The sequence below is a fragment of the Limnochorda pilosa genome (assembly GCF_001544015.1).
Taxonomy (GTDB): Bacteria; Bacillota; Limnochordia; order Limnochordales; family Limnochordaceae; genus Limnochorda; species Limnochorda pilosa.
The window spans coordinates 289155-312779 of the sequence record NZ_AP014924.1; the positions used below are offsets into that span (position 1 = coordinate 289155).

General features: G+C 69.1%; 24 protein-coding genes, 1 pseudogene and 1 riboswitch. Of the genes and pseudogenes, 8 read left to right on the plus strand and 17 right to left on the minus strand.

The window, feature by feature from the left end:
* Positions 1–9: 9 nt before the first annotated feature.
* Positions 10–1359, plus strand: coding sequence for an imidazolonepropionase (gene hutI, locus LIP_RS01315; RefSeq protein ID WP_082725691.1), 1350 nt, complete (start codon positions 10–12; stop codon positions 1357–1359).
* 159 nt (positions 1360–1518) lie between these two features.
* Positions 1519–2466, plus strand: coding sequence for a D-alanine--D-alanine ligase family protein (locus tag LIP_RS01320; RefSeq protein ID WP_158509510.1), 948 nt, complete (start codon positions 1519–1521; stop codon positions 2464–2466).
* Positions 2467–2479: 13 nt separating this feature from the next.
* Here LIP_RS01320 and hepT read toward each other — a convergent pair whose 3' ends face one another.
* Together hepT and LIP_RS01330 are read right to left on the minus strand one after the other, a co-directional pair.
* Positions 2480–2935: a type VII toxin-antitoxin system HepT family RNase toxin gene (hepT, locus tag LIP_RS01325; protein WP_158509511.1), complete on the minus strand. Its 456-nt coding sequence runs from the start codon at positions 2933–2935 to the stop codon at positions 2480–2482.
* A 95-nt stretch (positions 2936–3030) separates the two neighbouring features.
* Entirely contained in the window at positions 3031–3489 is a 459-nt protein-coding gene (locus tag LIP_RS01330) for a nucleotidyltransferase domain-containing protein (protein ID WP_068133305.1), read from the minus strand.
* Positions 3490–3741: 252 nt separating this feature from the next.
* On the opposite strand from LIP_RS01330, the gene LIP_RS01335 reads away from it, so the two are divergent.
* The gene (locus LIP_RS01335) at positions 3742–4641 is read left to right on the plus strand and encodes a 2-hydroxy-3-oxopropionate reductase (RefSeq protein ID WP_231699363.1); all 900 of its coding nucleotides are present in this window, start codon (positions 3742–3744) and stop codon (positions 4639–4641) included.
* Between the two features lie 58 nt (positions 4642–4699).
* Here LIP_RS01335 and LIP_RS01340 read toward each other — a convergent pair whose 3' ends face one another.
* The 4 genes from LIP_RS01340 to LIP_RS01355 all read right to left on the minus strand — a co-directional run bounded on the left by LIP_RS01340 (position 4700) and on the right by LIP_RS01355 (position 10223).
* Positions 4700–5236, minus strand: a complete 537-nt coding sequence (locus LIP_RS01340; RefSeq protein WP_198409638.1) for a chromate transporter — start codon at positions 5234–5236, stop codon at positions 4700–4702.
* An 83-nt stretch (positions 5237–5319) separates the two neighbouring features.
* Positions 5320–6129 carry an SDR family NAD(P)-dependent oxidoreductase gene (locus LIP_RS01345; RefSeq protein ID WP_068133310.1) on the minus strand — a complete coding sequence of 270 codons (810 nt, stop codon included), beginning with the start codon at positions 6127–6129 and terminating at the stop codon, positions 5320–5322.
* Between the two features lie 66 nt (positions 6130–6195).
* Positions 6196–7461 (minus strand): phenylacetate--CoA ligase family protein, encoded by a 1266-nt coding sequence (locus LIP_RS01350; RefSeq protein WP_068133313.1) that lies wholly within the window; start codon positions 7459–7461, stop codon positions 6196–6198.
* Positions 7462–7544: 83 nt separating this feature from the next.
* The gene (locus LIP_RS01355) at positions 7545–10223 is read right to left on the minus strand and encodes a bifunctional acetate--CoA ligase family protein/GNAT family N-acetyltransferase (RefSeq protein ID WP_068133316.1); all 2679 of its coding nucleotides are present in this window, start codon (positions 10221–10223) and stop codon (positions 7545–7547) included.
* 182 nt (positions 10224–10405) lie between these two features.
* Between LIP_RS01355 and LIP_RS01360 the strand changes: the two genes are divergently transcribed.
* Positions 10406–10741: a hypothetical protein gene (locus LIP_RS01360; protein ID WP_158509512.1), complete on the plus strand. Its 336-nt coding sequence runs from the start codon at positions 10406–10408 to the stop codon at positions 10739–10741.
* Positions 10742–11039: 298 nt separating this feature from the next.
* Here the strand turns inward: LIP_RS01360 and LIP_RS01365 are convergent, their stop codons facing one another.
* The 11 genes and pseudogenes from LIP_RS01365 to LIP_RS01410 form a co-directional block, all read right to left on the minus strand.
* Positions 11040–11354 (minus strand): hypothetical protein, encoded by a 315-nt coding sequence (locus LIP_RS01365; RefSeq protein WP_068133319.1) that lies wholly within the window; start codon positions 11352–11354, stop codon positions 11040–11042.
* A gap of 96 nt (positions 11355–11450) precedes the next feature.
* Positions 11451–12371 (minus strand): helix-turn-helix transcriptional regulator, encoded by a 921-nt coding sequence (locus tag LIP_RS01370; protein WP_068133321.1) that lies wholly within the window; start codon positions 12369–12371, stop codon positions 11451–11453.
* Positions 12372–12533: 162 nt separating this feature from the next.
* Positions 12534–13436: a DUF2268 domain-containing putative Zn-dependent protease gene (locus LIP_RS01375; RefSeq protein WP_068133327.1), complete on the minus strand. Its 903-nt coding sequence runs from the start codon at positions 13434–13436 to the stop codon at positions 12534–12536.
* A 61-nt stretch (positions 13437–13497) separates the two neighbouring features.
* Complete coding sequence (locus LIP_RS01380; protein WP_068133328.1) at positions 13498–14688, minus strand: NAD(P)/FAD-dependent oxidoreductase; 1191 nt, start codon at positions 14686–14688, stop codon at positions 13498–13500.
* Positions 14685–15719, minus strand: coding sequence for a sulfur carrier protein ThiS (thiS, locus tag LIP_RS01385; RefSeq protein WP_082725696.1), 1035 nt, complete (start codon positions 15717–15719; stop codon positions 14685–14687). The genes LIP_RS01380 and thiS overlap by 4 nt, the downstream gene beginning before the upstream one ends.
* A 21-nt stretch (positions 15720–15740) precedes the next feature.
* Entirely contained in the window at positions 15741–16436 is a 696-nt protein-coding gene (locus tag LIP_RS01390; RefSeq protein WP_082725697.1) for a thiamine phosphate synthase, read from the minus strand.
* Between the two features lie 64 nt (positions 16437–16500).
* A riboswitch (TPP riboswitch) is annotated at positions 16501–16605 on the minus strand.
* Between the two features lie 63 nt (positions 16606–16668).
* Positions 16669–16917: pseudogene (locus LIP_RS01395) on the minus strand (OsmC family protein); the annotation flags it as partial.
* 21 nt (positions 16918–16938) lie between these two features.
* Complete coding sequence (locus tag LIP_RS01400) at positions 16939–17133, minus strand: hypothetical protein (RefSeq protein ID WP_068133336.1); 195 nt, start codon at positions 17131–17133, stop codon at positions 16939–16941.
* Positions 17134–17207: 74 nt separating this feature from the next.
* The gene (locus LIP_RS18755; RefSeq protein WP_158509513.1) at positions 17208–17354 is read right to left on the minus strand and encodes a hypothetical protein; all 147 of its coding nucleotides are present in this window, start codon (positions 17352–17354) and stop codon (positions 17208–17210) included.
* 45 nt (positions 17355–17399) lie between these two features.
* Positions 17400–17792 carry a hypothetical protein gene (locus LIP_RS01405; protein ID WP_068133339.1) on the minus strand — a complete coding sequence of 131 codons (393 nt, stop codon included), beginning with the start codon at positions 17790–17792 and terminating at the stop codon, positions 17400–17402.
* A 6-nt stretch (positions 17793–17798) separates the two neighbouring features.
* Complete coding sequence (locus LIP_RS01410) at positions 17799–18218, minus strand: hypothetical protein (protein ID WP_144440263.1); 420 nt, start codon at positions 18216–18218, stop codon at positions 17799–17801.
* 647 nt (positions 18219–18865) lie between these two features.
* Between LIP_RS01410 and LIP_RS01415 the strand changes: the two genes are divergently transcribed.
* The 4 genes from LIP_RS01415 to LIP_RS01430 all read left to right on the plus strand — a co-directional run bounded on the left by LIP_RS01415 (position 18866) and on the right by LIP_RS01430 (position 23424).
* Positions 18866–19549, plus strand: coding sequence for a response regulator (locus tag LIP_RS01415; protein ID WP_068133345.1), 684 nt, complete (start codon positions 18866–18868; stop codon positions 19547–19549).
* A gap of 56 nt (positions 19550–19605) precedes the next feature.
* Positions 19606–21597, plus strand: coding sequence for a sensor histidine kinase (locus LIP_RS01420; protein ID WP_068133346.1), 1992 nt, complete (start codon positions 19606–19608; stop codon positions 21595–21597).
* 785 nt (positions 21598–22382) lie between these two features.
* On the plus strand, positions 22383–22616 hold the full coding sequence (locus tag LIP_RS01425) for a response regulator transcription factor (RefSeq protein WP_068133347.1): 234 nt from the start codon (positions 22383–22385) through the stop codon (positions 22614–22616).
* A 460-nt stretch (positions 22617–23076) separates the two neighbouring features.
* Positions 23077–23424: a TorD/DmsD family molecular chaperone gene (locus LIP_RS01430; RefSeq protein WP_068133350.1), complete on the plus strand. Its 348-nt coding sequence runs from the start codon at positions 23077–23079 to the stop codon at positions 23422–23424.
* Positions 23425–23625 lie beyond the last annotated feature (201 nt).

Here is a 23625-nt window from a genome sequence, read left to right on the forward strand (position 1 = left end):
GCGAGGAGCATGGCAGACCCGAAGGAACCGGACCTCGGAACCACCGGCGTCACACCACGCGGCGCCCAGCCATCCGGCACCGGGCGCCCGCCCCTGCGCCAGCTCTATACCGAGATCGCCCAGCTCGTGACGATGGCGGGTCATTCGGAGCGACCCGTCGCGGGCTCCGCTGCTGGCAAGATCGGCCTCATCGAAGACGCCTACATGCTGGTGGAAGGCGACCGGGTGGCCCGGGTGGGGCGGATGAGGGATCTGAAGCCCACGCTGCTGCGTGAGGCCACCGTCCACGAGGTGGGCCGGCGGGTGGTCGTGCCCGGCTTCGTGGACCCCCACACCCACGCGTGCTTCACCGGTTGGCGTGCCCAGGAGTTCCGCCAGAGGGTGCTGGGGGCGACGTACCGGGAGATCATGGAGGCCGGCGGCGGCATCCTGAGCACCGTGGAGGCGGTACGGGCCGCGAGCCAGGGCGAGCTGGAGGCGGCCCTGAGCGAGTTCCTGGGGCAGATGCTCGCCCAGGGGACCACCACCGTGGAGGTGAAGAGCGGCTACGGGCTCGCCACCTCCGATGAGTTGAAGCAGCTTCGAGCCATCAGGGAGGTAGGGCGCTTGCAGCCGGTGGAAGTGGTGCCCACCTTCCTGGGCGCCCACCAGGTGCCCCCCGAGTTCCGCAACAACCGGGCCGGATACGTGCAACTCCTGGTGGAGGAGATGCTCCCCGCCGTCGCCCGTGCCGGGCTCGCCGAGGCGTGCGACGTCTTCTGCGAGGAGGGGGTGTTCAGCGTCGAGGAGACCCGGCAGATCCTCCTCCGAGGCCGGGAGCTGGGGCTGAAGGTGAAGCTCCACGCCGACGAGCTGGCGGGCAGCGGCGGGGCGGAGCTGGCAGGGGAGCTGGCCGCCCTGAGCGCGGACCACCTGCTCCAACCCAGCGACGCGGGGCTCGAGCGGCTGAAGGAGGCCGGCACGGTGGCCGTTCTGCTGCCGGGCACCGCCCTTTTCCTCGGTTCCGACCGCTTTGCACCGGCCCGGCGCATGGTCGAGATGGGCATCCCCGTCGCGCTGGCCACGGACTTCAACCCCGGCAGCTCGCCCCTCCAGAGCATGCCGCTCGTGATGAGCCTCGCCTGCGTCCGGATGGGCCTCAGCCCCGAAGAAGCCCTGGTGGCCGCCACGATCAACGCCGCCCACGCGCTCGGCCGGGCGGACCGGGTGGGCAGCCTCGAGCCTGGCAAGCAGGCGGACTTCGTCCTCGTCGACGCCCCGGGCTACCTGCACCTCGCCTACCGGTTCGGCGCTCCCCTGGTGGAGCAGGTCTTCAAGCGGGGCCGGTCCGTCTGGCGAAGGGCGCCCGAGCAGGTCTAGGGTCCGTTTAGGGTGGAGGTTCCGTTCCAGGGCCGTGGGGTACGAGGGGGCAAGGGCACGACCCCGAAAGTATAGGATGGAGTGGGCGAGGCAAGAAGGCAGGTACCGGTGACGGCACGCCCGGTTGTGAACGCGGCCGGGCGCTTGGGGGTGTGTGGCGTGGCGAAGCCCCGAGTGGGCGTGGTGTGCGGGGGCCCGTCGGCCGAGGCGGAGGTCTCGAGGGTATCGGGACGTGGCGTGGCCGAGGCGCTCCGGGCCACGTACGAGGACGTGGTGGTCCTGGAGCTCGAGCCGTCGATCTCCGGGCGCCTGCAGGAAGAGCGGGTGGACGTGGTCTTCCCCGTCCTTCACGGCCCTCCGGGTGAGGACGGCTGCTTCCAGGGTCTCCTGGAGATCCTGGGGCTTCCCTACGTGGGTAGCGGCGTGCTGGCCAGCGCCTGCGCTATGGACAAGGTGACCGCCAAGCGGCTCTTCCGGGCTTCCGGGCTGCCCGTGGCCCGGGAGGTGGTGGTGGCGCCCGCCGAGAGGCCGGCCGAGGCGGCAGAGCGCGTTCGGGCCGAGCTGGGCGCCGACGTGGTGGTGAAACCCGCACGCCAGGGCTCGGCCGTGGGCGTTGGCTTCGGGCACGACGGGACCCTGGAGGAGGCCCTGGCGCAGGCCCTGCACTTCGGCGATGCAGTGTTGGTGGAGGAGCGGGTGCGTGGGAAGGAGATCACCGTGGCCGTCCTCGAACGAGACGATCGGGTCGAGGCGCTGCCCGTCATCGAGATCCGCACACCACCGGGTTCCTGGTACGACTACCCGCACCGGTATACCCCCGGCTGGAGCGAGCACGTCATCCCGGCACCCCTGCCCGAGGCTACGTACGCTCGAACCCAGGAGGTGGCCTGCCTGGCCCACCAGGCCCTGGGCTGCCGGGATCTCTCCCGCGTCGACTTCGTGGTCCCCGATTCTGGGGAACCAGTGCTTCTTGAGGTGAACACCATCCCCGGTATGACGCCCACCAGCCTCTATCCCGACGCCGCCCGGGCCGCGGGGATCTCCTTCGAGCAGCTGGTCGCCCATCTGGTCGAGCGGGCGCTGGCGCGGGGCGGGAGCAGAGGGTGACCGGCGGGGGGACTCAGGGTTCGGGCGGATCCTCGTGCGGATCGGAGGGACGGTCGGAGGAGGCCTGTTCCAGGTACCTGGTCACCTCGTGGGCGTAGGCCTCCAAGTCCCCGAGCCCGGCAGCAAGCAGCTCCAGGAGACGCTGGTCATCTATGTCCAAGTAGCCGTGCACGAGCCGGTTCCGAAGACCGATCAGGCCGTGGAGCCGCTTCGCCGTCCCCGCGGAGAGCACGCCCTCTTGGACCAGCTTGTCGACCGCTTCGTGAGGATCGCCAGGGGCTTTGTGGTAGGCCTTTGCACAGATGTGGTAGGCTACGTCAGCGATGGCCTCCACGGAGGTTTGGAGCGCGTAACGCGTCCCGCGGCGCTTCCATGCGTCCTGCAGGAGTTGGGCGCGATCCGGAGTGGTCGTGAGGAGGTCACGTAGCGCGGTGACCTCCCCCATGAGATAGGCCAGGCGCGTCTTCATCCGTTCGGAATCCAGGCCCATCGGCGCTCCCTCCCGCAGCTCAGGTTTCGAAGGGTATCCGTTTCGACCGTGCGATGACCAACAGGTCCCCTAGTCTAGCCTTCAAGGACCTCTTCGAGGGCTCGCCGATACCTAGGGTAGAGGTCCGCGTGCTGTCGCGTCACGTCCTCCAGGAAGTTCGTAACCCGTTCTTCATCCGCCAGATAGACCAGCCTGCCCGAGTGGACGACCCTGAAGGAGAAGAACCACCCATTGGGGTCGAGGGCCGTGACGTGAAAGGGATGGTCCTCTCGCCGGCCCAACCGTAGCTGGGCCTCCGCCTCTACTTCGAGCGTGCGGCGCAGGTCCCGCTGGGTCGCGGCATCCACGATCAGGGCGACGTCGATGTCACTCTGCGGCTGGAAGTCCGCCAAAACCGATCCGAAGAGATAAGCGCCCGCTACCTCGGGCAGGCCTTCGAGGCGGGCTGCGATGAAGGCGGCCAGCTCATGGAGATCGATCCCTGCCGGTGGGGTTGCCGATTCGCTTTGCCTGGACGGATCCGGCGTGAGCAAGGCCGCATCTCACCTCCCGCCCTTTCTCAAAGGTTGCGGCCGCCAGGTGCGGTTCACGAGACCTCGTTGCCAGTATAGCCCATCCGCGCCAGGAGCGCAGTACGTCCTGCACAGGTTTGCGCGGGTTCCCACGGCGCAGGCGTGGGTATGACCAGGCGTGTTGCCTCGTCCAGGGAAGCCCCGTGTGTGAAGAGAAGGTAACAGGGGCCAGGAAGGAGATCCCGCTCGGGGGAGGTTGGAGCTTTGGACGACGTGCGCATCGGCTGGATCGGCCTGGGGATCATGGGGAAGCCCATGGCCCGAAACCTCATGCGTGCTGGCTACCGGCTGTCCGTCTTCAACCGCAGCCGGGCCGCGGTGGACGAGCTGGCCGCCGAAGGGGCCGAGCCGGCGGCCTCTCCCGCCGAGGTGGCCCGCCGGTCGGACCGCGTCTTCACCATGGTGACCGACTCTCCTGACGTGGAGCAGGTGGTGCTGGGGCCCCAAGGCGTGCTGGAAGGCGCCCGCCCCGGTACGATCCTGGTGGACATGAGCACCATCTCGCCCGAGGTTTCCCGCCGGGTGGCTCGCGAGGCCGCGGCCCGGGGGATCCTCGCCCTCGACGCGCCCGTGAGCGGGGGCGATGTGGGCGCCCGTGAGGGGACGCTCTCGATCATGGTGGGCGGGGACCGGGAGGCCTTCGACACCGTGCTTCCGCTGCTCCAGGTTCTGGGCCGCACCGTCACCCACGTGGGGCCGCCGGGATCCGGCCAGGAGGTGAAGCTCGTCAACCAGATCGTCTGCGGCCTCAACCTGCTGGCCATGGCCGAGGGGCTCGCCTACGCGGAGAAGGCGGGCCTGAACCTGGAGACGGTCCTCAAGGTGATCACCAAGGGCGCGGCCGGCTCGTGGATGCTCTCCAACCTGGGTCCGAAGGTGGCCCGGCGTGATTTCGCCCCGGGCTTCATGGTGCGCCTGCAGCAGAAGGACCTGCGGCTGGCGCTGGAGGCGGCCGCCGCGGCTGGCCAGCCCTTGCCCGGTACGGCCCTGGTGCAGCAGCTCTTCCGCCATCTGGAGGCGACAGGCCGCGGGGATGAGGGAACCCAGGCCCTGGCGAAGGTGTTGGAGCGGCTGGGTGGGCGGGAGGAGGCCCCCGGAAGCCTGACCGGCTGAAGACGGCGGTGCCGCCACCCAGAGCGGCGGTGCGGCCGGTGGGGACGCCTGGCAGGCTCTACCGCAGGAAGACCGCCCCCACCACCAGCGCGCCAGCCACCAGAACCGCCGGGTGGAGGTGCAGGAGATAGATGCCAGCGAGGGCTGCTCCTGCAATGAGAATGGCCGGCGGGGTCTTGACGAAGGCCAGGTAGTCAATGGCCAGCGAGATGAAGAGGACCCAGACCACCGGCCGCACGCCCTTGAGCATGCCTGCCACCACGGGGCTCTCGCTGAACCGCTGGAGCAGCCCCAGCAGCCCGATCAGGAGGAGGGCGGTGGGGAGGACGACGGTGATGAGGCCGACCAGGGCGCCCACCCAACCAGCCACGTGGTATCCGATGTACCCGGCCATCTTGGTGAGGATCGGCCCGGGTAGGGCGTTCCCCGCAGCCAGGAGGGTGGCGAACTCATCGGGTGTCAGCCAGTGGTAGTGCTCGACCGCCTCCGCCTCCAGCAAGGGGATGCTCGCGGGGCCTCCCCCGTAGCCGAGCATGCTGGCCCGGAAGAGGCCGACGAAGAGGTCGAGGAGCCGGTGCAGGAAGGTCGCGGGCAACGGGATGCCACCTCTCGAAAGGGATCTGTGCCGCTAGGGGTCCCCTGAACCCGGGACGGGCTGGGGCGCTTCGATTCTCTTCGCTAAGGGTTCGGCCGGCTCCTGGGCCGTCCGCCGGCAGGCTGGAAGGCGAACCAGGCGGCGCGTGCCGCCAGCGGGTCGTAAAGCCGGGCCGGCAGGAGCCGCACCAGCCGCAAGGAGAGGGCCAGAGGCCAGGGGAAGGCGAGGGTGGGCGCCCCCCGCTCGGCCGCCCGCAAGATCCGCCGGGCGGCCACGTCCACGGGGACCAGCAGAGGCAACCCGCTGCGGCCAGCGGTCATGGGTGTGTCGATGAAGCCCGGATCCACCACCGTGACCCGGATCCCATGGGAACGCAGGTCCACCCGCAGGCTCTCGAAGTAGGTGGAGAGGGCCGCCTTGCTGGCCGAGTAGGCGGCCGTACCGGGGAGCCCTCTCCAGCCCGCGAGGCTGGAAACGGCCACGATCTTTCCGGACCGGCGCTGTAGCATGGACGGCAGCACGCAGCCCACCGCGTGGATGGCCCCCAGCAGGTTGGTGCGGATCACCTTGGCGTGGCGCTCGGGATCGATCCGCTCGACGGGCCCCGATCCCCCCACCCCTGCGTTGACGACCAGCAGGTCCACGGGCCCGAAGGCCTCGTGCAGGCGGGCCGTGGCCGCTCGAACCGCGGCCACGTCGCCCACGTCGGCCGGCAGGGGTAGGGCGCGCCCGCCGGCCGCCTCCACCTCCCGAGCGGCCTCGGCGAGCTCCGCCTCCCGGCGCGCGAGCAGGCCGACCCGAGCCCCGCGGCGGCCGAGCTCCCCCGCGAGCTGGCGCCCCAGCCCGCTGGAGGCGCCGGTGATCAACGCAACCGTGCCGGTCCACGGTGACATGGCTACCACCTCCGGCGCCAGCATTCCACGTCGGGTGGCCGATTTCATGCCGGACGGTACGGCCAGCTACCGAGCCTCCCAGGCCCGGGCGTCCTCCAGCAGGCGGCCCTGGGGCAGGGCATCCGGCGGGAGGAAGTCGATGCGGTCCGGGCGGACCCGCGTCACCTCGCGGGCCTGGGCAACGATCCGCTCGCGCAGGTCCTGGGCCCGATCGGGGTCCGGGAGGGGGTCGGCCGCGAAGGCCAGGTGGAGCACGTCCCGATGCTCCTCCCGGTCCACCCGGCCGTGGACGGCGGTGAGCTCGGGGAAGCGGGAGAGGAGCTCCCGGAGGTGGTGGGGGTACAGGAACATGCCCCGCACCTTGACGGCTTCGCCCACGCGGCCCAGGATGCCGCTGAGACGGGGGGACGGCCGCCCACAGGCGCAGTCTCCCGGAAGGACGCTGGAAAGGTCGCCCGTGCCGAGACGGACCAGAGGATAGGTCTCGCCCAGCGACGTCACGACCACCTCGCCCGGCGTTCCGTCGGGCACGGGTTCACGGGTGGCGGGATCCAGGAGCTCCACCACCACCGCGTCCACCAGGTGCATCCCGCGGCGCTCCACGCACTCGTAGGCGAGCATCCCGAGCTCAGCCGTACCGTAGCCCTGGTACGCGTCGATGCCGTAGACGTCCTGGAGGCGCTGCCGGAGGGACTCGTCCAGCTTCTCGGCGGTGAACCACGCCTTGCGGAGCCTGAGGCCTGTTCGGGGGTCCGAGCCTGGAGGCGCTGCTGCCCGTCCCTGCCCCACTTGGCGCTCGGCTTCCTCCAGCAGAGCCAGGAGGTAGCTGGGCACCCCGGTGTATCCGGTCGCGCCAGCCTCCCGCATGACCTGCACCTGCTGCTCCTTGGACCCCACGCCGGCCGGGATCACCGTGGCGCCCAGCTCGTGGAGGCCCGCCTCCACCAGGAACGAGGCGGGGCTGAGATGGTACGAGAAGGTGTTGATCACCACGTCTCCGGGGCCGAAGCCCGCGGCCACCAGCGCCTCACGGCTGTGCCAGAAGCCCGCCTCGGCGCCTTCCACGTCGTAGATGGGCCCGGGGGACATGAAGACCCGCTTTACCTGGTGCAGCGGTGCGGCCAGGAAACCGCCGAAAGGCGGGTCCTCCCGCTGCATGGCGGAGAGATGCTCCTTCGGGGTCACCGGGAGGCGGGCCAGGTCCGAAGGGGTACAGACCTCCTCCACGGCCACCCCGGCCTGCTCGAGGAGGCGGCGGATCCCTACCGAACGGGCGTGGGCCTCGGCCAGGCGGCGCGCAAAGAACCCGTCGGACATGGCGGCGTGGAGCACGGCAAGGACCTCCCCGGCGCGGATATCTGATGAGTTGTACTCATTTTACGGTTAGTCCGGGGGCGCCGTCAACGCAACCTCGCTCAGTGGCCGTGGCTCGCGTCCGCCGGGCGGGCGGGCCGCGACAGCAGCGACGTAGCCGGCGCCACCCGCACCGATGCGCCCCTCGCCGAGCAGTGGGCCTCGGTGAGATCCACCTCCGGCAGATCCACCTCCACCACCTCGGGAACCTCCTCGGCCAGGCGAGAGAGCCGGAGGAGAAGATCCGCCAGCCCCTCGGCGCATGCCCGGGCGACGGCGGGGGTAAAGCCGGACAGGGCTGCACGGGCCATCTCGTGTGCATCCAGGTCCGTTAGGGGCGTGATGCGGACCAGCGGGGCCCGGTGAATCAGGGGGCGCTCGGGTGGAGCCGTGGCGCCCGCCCCGCGCGCCGGAGCGGCCGGCGTCTCACCAGGCTCGCCGGAGGCGCCAGGCTGCCAGGCGACCCCGAGAGGCTGCGCGCCGATCACCGGACCGAACAGTCGATCGTAGGCCACGCCCAGCGCGAGCCGGGCCAGGGGGGCCTTCCGAGGTTCTTCAGACGCCCCCGCCCCGGGCTGCCCCGCTTCCCCTGAGCCGTTGCCGTCGCGCTCGAATACGGCAGCCGCCGTGTGGGACGCCGGCACTGAGAGCTCGCCGTCGGGGCTGAGGCGGATCCCCATGGCGCCCAGGAGCGCGGCCGTCTGCTCCGGTTCCAGCCAAAGACCCTCCTCGGGCGGGGATGCGGCGCCGGCCAGCACCTCTCGGGCAAGCGCCCGGGCCTGGCCCGAGTCGGCGCCCGGCAGGTCCGGTACCCGACCCCGGGGGCGCCGGCGGAACTCGGCGTAGCGGGCGACGGCTCCCAAGGCCCGCACGGCCCGCTCGGGGAAGGGGTAGACGGGGATCCGCTGCCCCTCGGCCTCGAGGTAGCGGACGGGACCGCCGCCCGGCGACATGAGGAAGTTGGCCACGATCGGCTTGCGGATGCCCTGGAACCGTTCACGGCCGGCGGCCAGGTCGCTTCGCCCTGCCACCTCCTGCACCGCGTCCACGATGGCTTGCGCCACCGCCTCTTCCTCCTGGGTGCCCACGGGGATGAACAGGACGATCACCGCGTCCACGTCGGGGTCTCGCAGCAGCTCGGGAAGGGCCGCCCGGTAGCCCTCGGCCAACGCTTCGAAGCCCAGGTCGATGGGCGGCCGGGCCAGCTCCAGCTCCTGGCCGGGAAGGGCATCCACCGTGATCACCGCGCCGCCCGCCGTGTTGGTGACTACCGCCACCCGGCGCCCCTCGGGCAAGGGCCCCGCTGCCAGCAGCGCGGCTGCGTCGAAGAGATCCTCCAGGGTATCCGCCCGGATGATGCCCGCCTGGCGGAAGAGGCCCTCCACCACCACGTCGCTCGCGGCCACAGCCACCGTCCGCTTCTCCGACACCGCGAGCCCCGCCGCGGTGCGCGCCCCCTTGACGGCCAGGATCGGCTTGTGGGGCGTGATCTCCCGACAGATGCGCGAGAACTTGCGGGGGTTGCCGAAGGACTCCAGGTAAAGAATGATCATTTCGGTGTCCGGGTCGTCGGCCCAGTACTGGAGCAGGTCGTTGCCCGATACGTCGGGCTTGTTCCCCAGGCTCGCGAAGCTGGAGACGCCCACGCCGATCCGGCTGGCGTACTCCAGGATGGCGATGCCCAGTGCGCCCGAGTGGCTCGCGATGGCCACTCGCCCCCGGCGCGGCAGGGTCGGGGCGAAGCTTGCGTTGAACCGCACCTCCGGGTGGGTATTGAGGAGGCCCAGACAGTTGGGGCCGATGAGCCGGATCCCTGCGTCTCGCAGCCGGTGGAGCGCCTGGCGTTCCAGCTCGAGCCCCACCGCGCCCGTCTCGGAGAAGCCGGCCGACGTTACCAGCACGCCCCGCACCCCGGCCTCCACCGCCTCGTCCACCACCGCCAGCACCTGGGCGGCAGGGACCACCACCACAGCCAGGTCCACGGGTTCGGGCACTTCCTTCAGGCTGGGGTAGGAGCGGACGGCCGCCACCGACCGGGCGCTGGGGTTCACGGGGTAGACGGTTCCCTGGAACCCGCCGTCGAGGATGTGACGGAAGAGGGCGTGCCCGAGACGGTCCGGGTCCCGGGAGGCGCCCACCACGGCCACGCTCTGCGGGCGGAAGAAGGGCTGCAGCGAGGCGGCGGTGGCCAGCTTCTCCCGGGTGGCCTGGAGGGCCCGAGTGCGCTCCGTCTCCCCCAGAGGAAGCACCACCCGCAGCTCCCGGGGGTCGTTCTTGGGATCCCACCGTTCCTCGGCCTCGAAGCCGCTGTCGTGGAAGACCTGCATCATCTTGTGGTTGTCGCGGAGGACGAAGGCTTCGAAGCGCTTCAGCCCATTCCGCCAGGCTGCCTGGGCCAGGTGCTCAAGCAGCAGGGTGCCCAGCCCCTTGCCATGGTAGCGGTCGTCCACGAAGAAGGCCACCTCGGCCGTGTCCGCCGGCTCGGAGCGCACGTAGTTGCCGATGCCCAGGATGTGATCCCCGGCGACGCAGACCAGGGAGAGGGCGCTCACGCCGTCGGCGGTCACCATCTGCTCGATCCACTTGGCATCCACCTCGCCCACCGAGGTGAAGAAGCGGAAGTAGCGGCTCTCGGCCGAGGCGTTACGGAACAGCTCCCGCAGCATGGACCGATCCCGGTGGTCGTTGCGGGCAGGCCGAAGGTCGGCCACCGTCCCGTCGCGAAGGATCACCCGCGCCATCCTCGAGCCCCCCGTGCGCCCGCCGGTTCCGTCCGTCCGGGCGCGGTGCTCTCTCCAGTGCTTTCCTGTAGAGTTCCCGCTCGGGGGGGTTGGACCCTCCAGAGGACCGCGTCGCCCTTCGGAGGAATGGGTCGGAACCGAGGTCGATCCGGTCGTCGAGTTCGTTCCTCGAGCCGGTGACCGTGCAGGTGAGACTCTGCTGTGCCGCCATGCCGGGAATCTCGATCGGCCTCACGCAGGCGGTGGAGAGAGGCAAACAGGAGGGCGGCCCTGAACATGCGCACCGCCGCCTGCACGTGGGTCGCCCGCCCACCGCCGGCTTCGACGACGTGTCGAAGCCGGGCCTGAATCAAGTCTGTCCCTTCGTCCCGCAGCTGCTTGAAGGCTGCGGCAACGAGGGGTTGCGTCAAGAACTCCCCGAGAAGGAGCCGCGCCAGCCTTTCGCGAGCGCCGAGCTCGGCAAGCAGTCGCCGGCCCAGGGACGTGAGCAGTTCCTGAAGACTCTCCTGGTCCGATGACGCCAGGACTTCCCTGATGGCCGGGAGGAGGCTACGCTCGGCCAGGAGGGTTTGGAGAAGTTCTTCCTTCAGGGCCGCAAGTGGGTCCGAACCGTGCCGAGAACATGCAGATCCGATAGGTTTTCGGGTCAGAGCGCTTCGAGATCGTCCCGCACAGATGCTGGGGTGGTGGTCTTGCCGGGAAGTCATGCGGGAGGAAGGTCGGTCCCCTGCTGAAGCTGCGCAAGGAGACGACCTTCTTCCCGCTCGCCCCGACGTCCGTCGGGACGGAGCCCGCCCGCCGGGAAGACGGGCCGGCTCACAGGCCTGGAGCCGGCTGCTCGCCCCTGCGATCCTCCGCGTTGGCGGGCGGATCGTCGGGGTCGGGGCCCAGGGGGCGGGTGAGCCCCGGGCCGATGGTGATGGTGTGGAGGCTGCCGTGGCCCCCCTTGGGCTGCCATCCGACGCCCTTCCGATACAGCAGCTCGGCGATGGGACGCGTCTCGTGGGCATCCTCCCGCTCCATCACCAGCACCAGGCGATCGTCCGGCCCCAGCCGGTTCACCTCTTCCTCGATCTGTCTCAGGTGGTGTGCTCCGATACGGGGCCTCAGGTCCAGAGTGCGCTCCGCCACGACAGATCCCTCGCTTCCGGCCTGTAGCCTCTCCCGCGGGTGGCACGGCCATGCCGATGGGGACGGACGTGGATGAAGCACGACCGCTTGGGGCAGCTAGGACGGCACGATCCTGCGGATGACCTCCTTTTCCCATGCTCCGTGGACCGTGCGGGGCAGTTCTGCCACGGAGAACCAGCCGGCCGGATACGCCCCACCCGGCTCGCCCTCGGCGCTCACCCCGTAGTTGAAGACCACGTGCCAACCCCGACGACCACGGAACGAGTCGACGAAGGACATGGAGAGGACCTCGGGGCGGAGTCCGGGGAACGCTGCCAGGACCTCCCGGGCTGCCTGGTCGGGATGCTGATAAGGCTCCAGGTCGGCGCCAGGAAGCCACCAGCGCTCGTCGTCAGGGTCGTAGCGCACCAAGAGGATGCGGCTCTCAGCGTCGTGCACCACCAGATTGGCGATCAGCTGCACCTCGGGCCTGCTCTTGGGCACCGCTCGGTCACCTCCATCTTGATCTCCCCCCTGACTCCTGATCCATTCCTCCAGCCACCTGAACTCCGCTTCCGTCAGGACGGCCTCCCGGCCAGCCACTGCGGCAGCAGGAGCCGAACGGGAACGCGCCTGGATGGTTGCCAGCCGTTGCTCCAACATGGTTAGCCGGGTTTGAGCCAGCCGACGAACAACCTCATCCCCAAGCTCCGATGGCGCGGCCAACGCCAGTTGGAAGGGATCCCCTTTCTTGGGCGGCGAGATCCAGGCCTCCTGTAGGAGCATCTGGAAGTGGCGCCGCCCCTCGGGTGTGATGGCGAACTGGGTTCGCTGGGGCCGGCGCCCCTCGCGCTCCACGCCCACCACACGTACATGACCCTCCCGCTCAAGGGTGCGAAGGACCGAGTAGAGCGACCCGACCTCAACAGGGAACCAGAACCGCAGACCCTCTTCGTCCAGGATCTGCTTGATCCGGTACCCGTGGAGCGGACGCTCCGAAAGGAGCCATAGGATGAGCAGCCGCGTGAGCAGCCTCAATGCCTCCTCGTCGTCAATAGGAGATACGCGAATAGTCTAGATAGAGTATTCATCCGCGTCAAGGAGTCTTCGCGAGAACGGATCGTCTCAGACTACCCCGGGGGAACTGAACCAGTTCTGCTTTCGGTGCCGCTTCTAGCAAGAAGCAGGCCTGCGGGAACCTCAGATCATGCGAGGGTCCATCAGCATCCTTTCGGACCAGGACATACCCGAGCTGCGTGCCTGGAGCCGCTGGACGAGGCGGTAGCCGAGGTGGTAGCCGGAGCGCCCTGGTAGGGCCGGCTCCACGAATTCGTCCGCACCCTCGAACCACAGGAGGTAGTGCTCCTCGCCGGCGGCCTCCTTCACGTGCTGGAAGCGGGACCAAAGCTCCGCCTCGTGCTCCTGGCAATAGCGGAGCTGCCGGTGGGTGTACCCAAGGTAGGCGGTGAGTGGGAAGCCAGGGACGGTCGCCTCGGAGAAGGCGACCGCCAGACCCTCGGACAACAGCCATTCGGCCAGCGGCACGGCGCGCACCAGCCGCCCCTTATCAAAGTCGCCCTTGCCCACGGAGCGGCGGACGAGGCTCGCGCTCTCCCCGCTGAAGCGCACGCAATGAGCGTACTCGTGAGCCAGCCAGATGGGAAGCTCGCGCGGGTCGATCCCCAGGGAAGCTGGGTGCCTGCCGGGTGCGGGGACGAAGTGCTCGAGGCAGAGCCCAAGAGCGGGACGACCGCCGATCACCGTCTCGAAGGCGTTCGACGTGTATACTCCGACCATCAGGTAGACGTCGGGTTCGACCGGGGGCGGCAAGAGCCTTCGGCATATGTCCAGCCAGCCGGTCGCTGCTCGCACCAGCCCGTCGCCCCCGTAGAGGCTCTTGAGGTACTGGATCATCGGCTCAGGGTAGAGTGACCCGAAGCGGTCCACGACCCAGCCGACCCCGAGGCCCGACCAGTTGCGGTGGTAGCTCTCGAGAAACCGCCGGTTCGGCTTGTGGTAGGCCAGCCGGTAAGCCTCGCCGCGCGCTTCAGGCGGTGCACCAGCCACCTCGCCCAGAAAGACGGTATGAAGCGGATGGATCATCCGATCTCCCCCCTTCTTGCATGGCGAGGTCCGGACCGGCTTTTCCTGGCACCCGCTCAGGTCACCGGGCCAAGCGATCGGGCAGGAAGGGCGCAAGGTCGTCGAGGTGGGCCGCCGGCGGCAGATCCGCTCCCGTGGCCTCTTCCAGCGCGACGAGCGGGTCGGAGCCTTGCATCCAGGCCGACAGGAGCCATCCGCTCACCGGGCCCAGGAGGATCCCGTTCCGGAGGTGACCGGTGGCGACGAAGAGGCCCCTGTGGCCCGGGACGGGTCCTAGGATGGGAAGGCCGTCCGGGGACCCTGGCCTGAGCCCCACCCGCCAGCCCGCAATGCGAAGGCCCGGCGCGCCGCCGGGCCAGAGCGCGTCGAAAAGGCGCACGCCTCCGTCCAGGAGCATCCGGGACCCCGCCAGGCTCGGGGCCGTGTCGGTCGCGCCCGGCTCCATGGTGGCGCCCAGGTAGAGGCGCCCTGACGCCTTGGGTACCAGGTACGCTCCTGGGCCGAAGACCGTCCGCCGGAGCGGCGTCGGTCCCTGGAGAACCAGCATCTCCCCCTTCACCGGGGGTACCGAGAGACGCACCCCGAGGCCACTCAGGAGCGGGCCGCTGCCACACCCTGTGGCCAAGAGCACTCGATCGGCCTCGACCGACGCGCCGCCGGCCAGATCCACGCTCCAGCCCCTCGCTGCCGGCCGGATCGATACCGCCTGACGGCCCAGCATGAGGCGCAGGTGGGGCGCGGACGCGATGAGCGCCGCGGTAAGCGCCTCCGGCTCGATCTGGCCGTCCTCCTCCAGGAGCACGGCCCCCTCGACCCGGGGCGGTTCCGGGAGCCCCAGGACGCTGGCGAGGTCGGCCGCCTCGACCCACCGGGCGCGCAGCCCCAGGGCTTCCTGCTGCTTGGCGGTCGCGTGCAGGACCTGAGCGCCTTCCTCGTCCAGGGCCACCCTTACGATGCCTTCGGGCCGGTACCCGAGCGAGAGGCCCGTCGCCTCTTCGAGTGCGGGAACGAGGGTGTCGAAGAGGCGGCGGCCCCTCAGCGCCAGAGCCAGGAGAGGCCCTGGCTCCTCCACCTCCAGCTGGGCTCCCAGCATGCCGGCCGCCGCCCCCGACGCGCCGGAGGCGACCGCCCCCGCTTCGATCAGGACGACCCGGAGGCCTGCCCGGCTCAGGCAGTAGGCGGCCGAAGCCCCTACCACGCCGCCGCCCACCACCGCCGCGTCGAAACGTCCTGCCCGGCTCGTCTCGTTCACGAGGCCCGGACCACCCCGCGGGCTGGGCTGCTGGGCTCAGCGGTCTCCCGGCGCGGCATCAGCCCGGCTCGGTAGGCCAAACGGCCCGCGTCCACGGCCAGCCGCAGCGCGCTCGCCATGCCTACCGGGTCGCTGGCACGTGCGATCGCCGAGTTCACCAGCACCCCGTCAGCCCCCAGCTCCATGGCCATCGCCACGTCCGAGGGCGAGCGCAGGCCCGCGTCCACGATCACGGGGACCTTCACCCGCTCCACGATCCGCCGGATGCTGGACCAGTCGATGAAGCCTTGCCCGGAGCCGATCATGGAGGCCATGGGCATCACCGTGGCGCATCCGGCCTCCTCCAGGCGGAGGGCGGTCACCAGGTCGTAGCTGGTGTAGGGGAGAACGGCGAAACCCTCGCTCACCAGGATGCGGGCCGCCTCCAGGGTTCCCTCGGGATCGGGCCAGAGGGTCTCGGGGTCGCCGATCACCTCCAGCTTCAGCCAGGAAGTCCCCGTCGCTTCGCGGGCCAGGTGGGCCATGTGGATCGCATCCCGGGCGGTGCGGGCGCCGGCGGTGTTGGGAAGGAGACGGAAGCGGCTCAGCTCCAACTGGTCCAGGAAGAGCGGGTCGTCGCCGCTTCCCGTCAGATCCATGTACCGGATGGAGCAGGTGACCACCTCGGCCCCCGACGCCTCCAGCGCGCGGCGCATGGCCCGCGGGTCGCTGAACTTGCCGGTACCGGCCATCAGCCGGGAGCGGAGCGGTACCCCGGCGATGACCAGGGCGTCTCCTTCGGCCGGTCCGGCCTCATGCGGGGCGCGCTCCGTGGGCTCGGCCTGCTGGGAGCCACCGGCCATCACCCGCACCAGATCCACCCGGTCGCCCTCGGCCAGGCCGACCTGGTCCCACCGCTCTCGGGGGACGACCTCTTCGTTGACGGCCGCGGCCAACCGTTCGGGCAGGCGATCCAGCGACCGGACCAGATCGGCCAGGGTGGCGGTCGTCCCTTCCAGCTCCCGCGACTCGCCGTTGAGCAAGATCCGCATCGGATTCCCTCCTCCTTTGTCCTACGGTGATCCAGACTCGTGCCACGCTGCGTCGAGCGCCCTCCGGAGGGCCTCGGTCGCCCGGGCCGGATCCGGTGCCTTCGTGAGGTAGGAGCGGACGGCGACGCCCGCCGCTCCTGCACCGATCACCTGCGCCACCCGATCCGGGGTGATCCCACCGATGGCCAGCACAGGCGCGCCCGCGCTCCGCGCCACGTGGGCAAGCGACGGAAGCCCCCGGCCCGGAAGCCCCTGCTTGGACGCGGTCTCGAAAACGTGCCCGAAGATGAGGTAGGTCACATCGGTGGCTTCCACGGCTTCCCCCACGGAGTGGACCGACCGCCCGAGGATGGGAGGGTTGCCGGGATGGAGGCGTTCCCACAGCTCAACGGCCACATGGGGGGAGAGCCCGTCCGCGCGCAGGTGCACGCCGTGCGAGTCCATGGCAAGGGCGAGATCCAGGCGATCGTTCACCAGCAAGGGGATCCGTAGCGGTCGGAGGACGCGGATGAGCGCCTCGCCTACCGCCAGGACCTCGCGGGCAGGGAGACCTCGGAGGCGGAGTTGCACCGAGTCGAGGCCATGTGGGGCGGCCCGCCCCACCAGATCCACCAGCGCCCCGGGCTCCATCTCGGAGGTGACCAGCTGCAGGTGGGGGAGGGCGAGGTTCCCCGGGAGTAAGGCGGAATCGCCTCGCGGCGAGCCGTACGCGTCCATGGGATCCGGCCTCTCACGGGCCGGGCGGGGGGTGCACAGGAGAGACGCCTGTGCAGAGCACTTCGACCGGGAGGAGGCCGCTTCCCTCCGCTGGCATGACCCAGATCAGGTTCCAGGGTTCGGGCGTGCCCGTCTCAGCCGGCTCCCGCCGGCACCCCCACGGCACCCGGTCACTGCATGAAATCGACCGCTCGTTTTTCATTCTACCGCAACCCGGGCCCTCGAGGCCACCTCATTCCTCCAGGATTTCCCACTCGTGCTCGATCTGCACGCAACCCTTCAGCGTCTGGGCCATGGGGCAGCCCCGCTCGAAGACGGCCAGGGCACGCTCCGCCTCCGGTCGCTTGCCGGCCGGGATTCTCAGATGGTAGCGGCAGCGGATGCGGGTCACCTTCATGACGCCTTCGGGCGCTTCCACGAACCCCTCCGCCTCGGTCCACAGCTTATCCGGATGGCTTGGGATCTGGCGCGCCTCCAGCGCGCCTGCGAGCGTGCCGGTGAGTCAGCCGGCGGTGGCCGCCACCAGGTGGTCGAGGGTGGCGGGGTGCTCTTCTTCGGGCGTGATGCCGTAGAACTCTCTTACCCCGGCGTGCACCCCGTAGCGAACGGGATCGGGGAAGTCGGCGATGTACGCCCGGCGGTTGGGCCTCTCGTCCTGATGGACACGGATGCGGGCGATGTGGACCGGTTCGGGCACGCGATCATCTCCTCGGGATCAGCCTCTGGCCTTGACCCCATTATAGGTAGGCCGGGCCATCTTGGCGACGTCGCTCAGGCCGGCCAGCTTCGGAGGCCCAGGATAGCGGTGAGCACCACGGGGCCGGAGAGTGCGAAGAGGTAGTGGTACAGGATCCCTGTCGCCGTCACGCCCAGTAGCAGACCGAACACGGTGGTGAGGCCCACGGTTTTCCGATTCATCGCTTCATCTCCTTTGCAGGGCTGTGTTCCCCGACGGCATGGCCGCTACCGCGGCGCCACGCCCGGAGTCACGAGCGTCAGGATCAGGAAGGCAACGATCACCGCGTTGACGATGGCGCCTCGGAAGGCGCTGGCCCAGTCCAGAGCGATGAGACCCGTGGAGAGAACGACGGTACTCACCAGGGCGGGGCGCCACCAGTCCTGGCCTGTTACCAGGCCGATTGCGGCGGCAAGAAACCCGAGGGCTGCGGCCAGCCAGAGGACGCTGAACACCCGCATGCCCAGTGGGCCCACGTCCCAGCGTCCTCCCGCCAGAGTCGTCTTGTAGGGCAGGTCCGCCACGGCGGCCAGCGGCCAGTAAGCGACGAACCCCATCAGGTGGATGAGCCCGTGAAGGACCACCACGATGCCCGCCGCGTAGATCAGGACTCTCGACATGCTGGCTCACCCTTTCGATGAAGTCGGCGTGCGGGCGAGGAGCCGAGCGAAGAGGGCGTGGGGCCGGCAAACGGGCTCGCCCTCTTCTTCGGCGGTGAGGGCGGCGATGGTCAGGTTGTGGCGGTAGAGCCGTTCGAGGAGCTGCCCCGCATCCTCTCGAACGGTGACGGCCCGGCAGATGGAGGGTGTCATCTCTGCCAGCACCGAGGTCTGCATCAGGATACGCCGCAGGTCACCGGGCAGGTGGCGGAGCACCTCCTCGGCCAGGAAGCCGGAGGCGTGCCGCTCCATGTCGGAGACGGCCGCCATGAACCGGGTGCGGTCGGGCGGGTTGCCCATGCGCCCCAGGGGGCCCCGGAGAGCCAGGGCCAGACCGACCGGCTGCACTCCGGGTGGAGCCGCTGCAGGGCGGTGGGCTGCCGACACTCAGAACACCACCCGGGGGCTACGTGCTCGGAATGCCCGCTACAGGGTGCCCTTCGTGCTTCGCGGACGCCTTCCTGCCGGGGGAGGGCGGCGGGCAGGAACCGTGAGCCAAGTCAGAAGGTGCCAGAGCGCCACGCCACGCATCCGTCGGCTCGATCGTTCAACTCGTCCAGGGAATCGGGGTAGGGCGTCAACCAGCAGGTGGTCCGGGGGCTCTTCATCGCGGCTTTCCTCACGGCCGCGGCCGGGGCCTCCGCCTCCTTATCCTTCACTGTCCTTGGACCGGTCGGGGTCGGCCTGCTTCTCTACGGGTGGCTCACGAAGCGGGTCGCAGGGTAGGCACGGGCACCAGGCGGCTGATGCCTGGAGCCCATGGAACAGGGATCCCTCCGTCGATGGGAAGGGGTGCGTCAGGAAAAACGCGCCACGGCGGGGGCCCCTCTATGGCCTCCGCGCCGGTCGGCGTGCGGGTCCTGGATGATCCTCCAGGGACCTTTGCCCCGGTCTCGGTATCCGCACTTCGCCCGAATGGGCGATCCACAGGGCGCCATCGGAGTGATAGCATTGAGATCAGTGCTAGGAGCGGGTTTTCGCCTCCAGGCCGGATAGGGCAGTCCCGACAACGACCCATCGGGTGGGGCGATCGTATGCACCTGCAGCGCATCTTGCTGGTGGACGATCACGTCCTCTTCCGTAAAGGAATCGCAGCACTCATCCAATCCCGTCCGGACATGACGGTCTTGGGCGAGGCGGGCGACGGTCTGGAAGCCGTGACCCGGGCCAGGGAGACGCATCCTGACGTGATTCTCATGGACATCGGGCTGCCGGGATGTGACGGCCTCGAGGCGACGCGCCTCATCAAGAAAGAACTTCCGAATACCCACGTCGTCATGCTTTCCGTCTCGGACGACGATCAGGATCTGTTCAACGCGATCAAGGCTGGGGCGGAGGGCTACCTTCTGAAAGACGCGCAGCCCCAGGAGCTCTATGGGGTCCTGGAGGCGCTCCAGCGCGGTGAGATCCGGCTTTCGGGTCCCGTTGCGGCCCGGATCCTGACGGAGTTCGTCAAGCCATCCACGGAAACGCCTGAGAACGAGCCAGAGGACCCCACGCTGACACCTCGGGAGTTGGAGGTCCTCCAGGAGCTGGCCCGTGGCTCGACCAACAAGGAGATCGCCACCACGCTGCAGATCTCCGAGAACACGGTTAAGATCCACCTGAGGAACATTCTCGAGAAGCTGCACCTGAAGAACCGCACCCAGGCGGTGGCCTACGCCGTACAGAACGGTCTGGTGCGCTGCGAGGTCGAGGAGGCGGAGACCGAGCGGTAACCCTGCACGGGAGAGGTCGGCACGTGTAGCGACCCGAAGGGTGGAGGGAACGCCCCTTGAACTTCGGAGGGCTTCGTCGGACTCGGCGCCAGCCTCGCCTCGCGCTGAAGCTGGCGGTGCTGATCGTGGGCGTCTCGCTGATGGGCGTGACGGCGTCCTTCCTGCTGGGTACGATCGTTCATCGCGGCCAGTTGGTCGACGCCGCGCGCCAGTCCGCGGAGAGACTCAGCCTGACGGTCCGGGCCGCCCTCGAGGACGCGATGATACGAAACGACCGGGCCCTAATGTCCAACATCATCGATGAGATGGGCGAGTACGGGGTCGTCTCCCGGGCGTGGCTGCTCGATGGGGCAGGCGAGGTCTACCTGAGCACGGATCCCGAGGACGAGGGCCCATTCCGGCCGGTGGCAAGCCAACGGCGCACCTCCTCCACGAGCGCTGACGCGTCGCCCGGCTCGGCCTTGCAGGCCGTACTCACCGATCATGATACGCTCCTGAGCACGCACACCCTCAAGAACGCCCCCGAATGCCAGGTGTGCCACGGAACCGACCCGACGGTGCTGGGCCACCTGGTCCTCGAACTGCCGATGAACGACCTGCGCGGCCAGCTTGCTGCCTCCCTGCGTCCGATGGCGGTGGCCACGGTCACGGCACTCCTGCTGCTGGTAGGCTTACTGATCGCGGGCGTCCGCCGGCTGGTGGTTCGTCCCGTTGAGGCGTTGGGTGACGTGACGGCGCGCCTCGCGACGGGCGATCTGGACCACGAGATCGCGTTGACCTCGAGCGACGAGTTCAAGGAGCTGGCCGGAGCCTTCGACCAGATGCGCCGCAACCTGAAGGTCACGATGGCAGAGAAAGACCGGCGCAACGAGGAGTTGGGAGAGCTGAACCGGCTGGCCATCGCCGCCGCAGAGTCTTCCTCTCCGCACGAGATTGCCCGGCTGGGGCTCGATGTGCTGGCGAACCACCTGGGGGTCGAGGCGAGTGCCGCCTACCTGGCCCACGGGCACCGGTATCGCCTTGCGGCCTCGACCGGGCTCTCGGACGCGCAGCGCCCGCTCCTCGAGCGTGCCGCCAGGGCATCCACGGCGCTCGAGCAGGTCTTGAGGAAGGGCGTGGTGATCCGGCGGGGGGGCGCATTTCCGGGGTGCGAGGGCGTCGCACCTTGCGTGCCGGGGGGACTGCAGGTCGACGAGCGCCTTCCTTTGGAGCGGTATCCATTGGTGGAGGCTCTAGGTGGACGCCTGACCGGTGTCTACATCTGTCTTCCCCTCATTTCCCGCGACGTCATCGTGGGGGTTCTGGAGCTGGTAGGCCCTGGGGCGACCATGGCCTCCCCCGAGCGGGTGGACTTCCTCAACCTGCTGGCGCACGAGATCGGAGTCGCGATCCACAACCTTAGCCTCCTTTCCCGGAGCAGGGAGATCGCCACCCTCGAAGAACGCGACCGGATCGCACGAGAGCTGCACGACCGCCTTGCCCAAGCCCTCGCTTACCTCAAGCTGCGGGCGTCGGTGGCGGAAGAAGCGGCCCGTGAGGGTCGCATCGCTGATGTGGCACGAAGCCTGAATGAGATCAAGGGGGTCGCTGACGCCGCTTGTGGAGAGACGCGGGAGGCCATATTCCACCTGCGCGCCTCGACCCGCGAGAACGGGCAAGGGCTGGTGCCCATCCTTCGGGCGTTCGCCGGGGACTGCGCCAGACGGTACGGGCTCGACGTGGCGGTCGAGGCGTCCGACGGGTGGGAAGGGAAGGCACTCTCGCCCGACATTGAGACCCAGTTGCTCCTTGCCGTCCAGGAAGCGGTGTTCAACGCCTGTCGGCATGCCCGGGCAGAGCGGGTCGTCGTTTCCCTCGAATGCCCCGCCGACGCTCTCCGCGTCCGCGTGACGGACGATGGCTCAGGTTTCGATCTCACGTCAACGAATCCCAAGGATGGTTACGGTCTTCGCATCATGCGCGAGCGGGTCGAGGGCGTAGGCGGGCGGATGGAGATCCGCTCGGAGGCAGGCCGGGGGACCCAGGTCGAGTTTGCACTGCCTGGTTGATCCCTTCGGAGGGCCGCGTTGTGGGCATGACCCAGTTTGAGGTAGACATTTCCAGGAACGCCACCCTGTAGGGCTATCATCGGTAGCTCGAAATCCGGCTCGGGCCCACCCGAAAAGGTGTGGCGCTTGCCCCAGTGTTATGTAACTCTGAATATAGTGATCCGGAGCACTCGAATGGGGGGTACTACGGTCGCGCGGCGCGGCGTGGCGGTTGCGCTGTGGGACCCTCTCCGACACGCCCTCCTCCAGTGGGAGCCTGAGCCTGGGTATCCGGCTCGTCAAGATCGGCCAGTTCGCGGGCGGCTTTGCGTGAGCGAGGTCGTCTGGTACGCAAACGTCGCCGCAGCCGCCGAGGCTTCGACAACGTCGGGCGAGAGCGTGAAGCCCCGGGGAAACTGACGGCAGTCAGTGTCAGGTAGACCGCGCAAGGCGAGACAGCAAGGACGAAGGAGGCAACGAGCATGCCGTTTGCTGCGGAGAGGGCAAGAGGGATAAGCCGGCGGCTGTTCATCCAAGGCGTTGCCACCTCCGCTGGTCCTGGGGCTGGTGACAGTGCGCCGCGGGCGTCGCACGATGTCGCTTGGGATGGCGGAAGCCATCGGCCTGCTGGTAGGCGGAGTCATGCTCCGCTACACGATCCTCGCCGCCGGCGCGAGGCTGCCCATCCTGCTGCCCTGACGGGTTGGGTCGGGTCCCGATCGTGCCGACGGATGGCTCCTCTCAACCGGGAAGTGCCGTGGGTTGTCCGCGGGCGCCGAGGCAGCAGGAGAGCGGGGTGATCCACGGTGCGGCGGGTGATGGTCGTCACGCGGCGCGCGCTCCTCCGCGAAGGGCTGAAGGAGCTCCTGCGCGGGAAGGATGAGATCCAGGTCGTTGACCAGGCGGAGCGGGTGGAGGAAGCGCTGGAGCAAGTCGGGAGGCTCGAAGTCGACGCGGTGCTGGTCGACTGCACGGATCCCAAGCTCGACTCCGTGGAGGTCGCCGCACGTCTGCTCAAGGCCGGCTCGCGATCCGGGTAATCGCGGTCGACCTGGAGAGCAACGTGCTCACCACGTACCGGGGTCGCAAGCAGGTGATGGCTGAGGTGGATGATCGGACGGACGTGCTGCGGGGAGATGGTTGGGGAGAGGAAGAACTGAGGGCGGCGGACCTTGCTGCGCTGGCCCAGAATCGGAGCGGCGTCTACGATTTCCTCGCGGCCATCTACAACCAGCTTCCCGACGACGAGCTTGTCGAGATGCTTCGGGGCCCCGCGTTCGAAGAGGCGGTCCGAAAGATCGTCGACCAAGGCGACGCGCCCGAGGAGATGCAGGAGGGGTGCCGCCTGATCCTGCATTCCCTCGAGGCGCTCCGATCCGAGCCCGTGGAGGAGGGCCGCACCGCACTGGCCGTAGATCGCACGCGGCTCGTGCGGCGCATCAAGTCGGGATGCGGCCCGCCCCCTCCGTACGATACCTGGGCTCCGGGAATCAGCCGCACGTGCAGGCGACGGTGGCCGTCATCCGAGCGTACGCCGACGCCGGATTGGCCCTCTCCGAGGAGACCCACGATCAACCAGACTTCATCGGGATCGAGCTCGAGTTCATGCGGTGCCTGACGAAGCAGGAGGCCGAGGCGTGGGCCCAGGGCGATTCCGCGCAGGCTCAGGAGAGCCTTCAGCGCGAGCAGTCTTTCCTGAGGGACCACCTTGCCCGGTGGGTGAACGGCTTCTGCCGGCGCATGGAGGATGAGGCGGAGCTTGACTTCTACCGCGGCGTGGCGTTGCTGACACGGTTTCTGGTGAAGTCGGATCTCGAGTACGTCGCGAGCCTCCCTAGAGTGCACTGAGCCGGAGCACCCAACCGGTCCGCAGTACGTTTGTCTCAGGAACATCCTCTCCTTCTGTCGCCCGATCGCGCACCTCTACCCTCGCCCGGCCGGGTGTACCGGGCCTCTGCTGTTTCTGGTACGAGAGAATGGGCCGGGTCCAACGCCGAAGAGCGCGGCTTCTAGAAAGCATTTCCTCACCGTGAACGCCGCGGTGCGAGA